2 protein-coding genes are annotated in these 1,716 nt (G+C 62.1%); one reads left to right on the forward strand and one right to left on the reverse strand.

The features are described from left to right. Positions 1 to 126: 126 nt before the first annotated feature. Entirely contained in the window at positions 127 to 450 is a 324-nt protein-coding gene (locus EN750_RS32990) for a hypothetical protein (protein WP_023813492.1), read from the reverse strand. Between the two features lie 176 nt (positions 451 to 626). Between EN750_RS32990 and mbfA the strand changes: the two genes are divergently transcribed. Next, complete coding sequence (gene mbfA, locus EN750_RS32995; RefSeq protein ID WP_127399167.1) at positions 627 to 1,610, forward strand: iron exporter MbfA; 984 nt, start codon at positions 627 to 629, stop codon at positions 1,608 to 1,610. The last annotated feature ends 106 nt before the right edge of the window (positions 1,611 to 1,716 follow it).

The following is a 1,716-nucleotide window of genomic DNA, read 5'->3' on the forward strand; positions in this document are numbered from 1 at the left end:
GGTGGGGGTCCGTGCCGGGCAGACATCTCAGGAATTCCATATGCGATAGCCCTGCTGTTTACGGGGAGAAATGCCCGGCAGGGCAATGAGGGGCAGCGCCGAGATCGGCAAATTGGCCACCCGATTCTAGCCAAGCAAAGTCCTCTGCCTCTTGCCCCCACCCAGCTTGCGCCAGTTGTTGAAACGGTGGCTGGCGGCGGCAAAGGATATCTTCATCTGCTGGGCGACCGAGTAGCGCGACTTGCCCTCGTCGAACATGCGGTAGCAGCACTCGACGCCCTCCTCCGTCAGTTTGCCGTCCGGCGCCTTGTTGTGCGGGTTGGCGGGGTCGAATTTCTCGACCTGCTGCTCGACCAGGCCCTTCAGGCGCTGCAGGTCGGCCTCGATGCTGGCGATGAGATCGAGAACGGGCTTGGGATCATAGGGGTGCGGAGGCTGTTTTGCCGTCATCTGCCGGTTCCTTGTTCTTGGCTTGAGTCCAGCAATATAGGTGAACATTCACTGATAATGAAGAGTCACCGCGGGCGTGGGGCTTCAACAATTCTTGACCGCGACCCAAGCGCGCAATTGACCGAAGGTGTTCAAAACCCTAGTTTAGAACTATTCTAAACTAGGGTGAATTCCTCATGCTTTCCCGTGTTTTCGGCTTCGGCCGCCGCCCCTTCGAATCGCTCTCCGAACAGGAGATCCTGGCGCTGGCCATTTCCTCCGAGGAGGATGACGGTCGCATTTACCGGGCCTATGCCGACGGGCTGACGGAAAACTTCCCGCAATCGGCAAAAGTGTTCGAGGAGATGGCCGAGGAAGAGGATGGCCATCGCGATGCGTTGATCGAGCTTTTCCGCAAGCGGTTCGGCGAGCGCATACCGCTGATCCGGCGCGAACATGTGAAGGGTTATTACGAGCGCAAGCCCGACTGGCTGGTCCGGCCGCTCGGCATCGAGCACGTGCGCAGCCATGCCGAGGCGATGGAGCGGCAAGCCTACCTTTTCTATGTCGAGGCGGCCAAGCGCACGGCAGATGCTTCGACGCGAAAACTGCTCGACGATCTGGCGGTGGCCGAACTGGGCCATGAGACCCTGGCGCAGCGGCTGGAACAGAAACATGTGCCGGGCGCCGTCAAGGCCGAGGAGGCCAGCGCCGAGCAGCGCCAGCTCATCCTCACCTATGTGCAACCAGGGCTGGCCGGGCTGATGGACGGGTCGGTGTCCACTCTGGCGCCGATCTTTGCCGCTGCCTTTGCCACGCACGACACCTGGCAGACGCTGCTGGTCGGGCTTGCCGCCTCGATCGGCGCCGGCATTTCGATGGGCTTCACCGAAGTCGCTTCCGACGACGGCAAGCTGTCGGGCCGCGGCTCGCCGATCAAGCGCGGTCTGACCGTCGGCATCATGACGACGCTGGGCGGTCTCGGACACGCGCTCCCCTATGTCATTCCGCATTTCTGGACGGCCACCGGGGTTGCCGCGGTGGTGGTGTTCTTCGAATTGTGGGCGATCGCCTTTGTCCAGAACCGCTACATGCAGACGCCTTTCCTGCGTGCCGCCTTCCAGGTGGTGCTGGGTGGCGCCCTGGTGTTCGCGGCCGGCGTGCTGATCGGGAATGCATAGTTTTTTCCCTTCCCCCCTTGTGGGGGAAGGTGGATCGGCGCGCAGCGCCGAGACGGATGAGGGGTGTTCCAGCGGAGTGAGACGTTGGCGTTCCCTGGAACACCCC

This window comes from Mesorhizobium sp. M7A.F.Ca.ET.027.03.2.1 (genome assembly GCF_003999175.1).
Classification (GTDB): Bacteria; Pseudomonadota; Alphaproteobacteria; order Rhizobiales; family Rhizobiaceae; genus Mesorhizobium.

Bases quoted from the DNA above. Each gene is read 5' to 3' on its own strand.
- EN750_RS32990 (WP_023813492.1), bottom strand. From the start codon at position 450: ATGACGGCAAAACAGCCTCCGCACCCCTATGATCCCAAGCCCGTTCTC.
- mbfA (WP_127399167.1), top strand. From the start codon at position 627: ATGCTTTCCCGTGTTTTCGGCTTCGGCCGCCGCCCCTTCGAATCGCTC.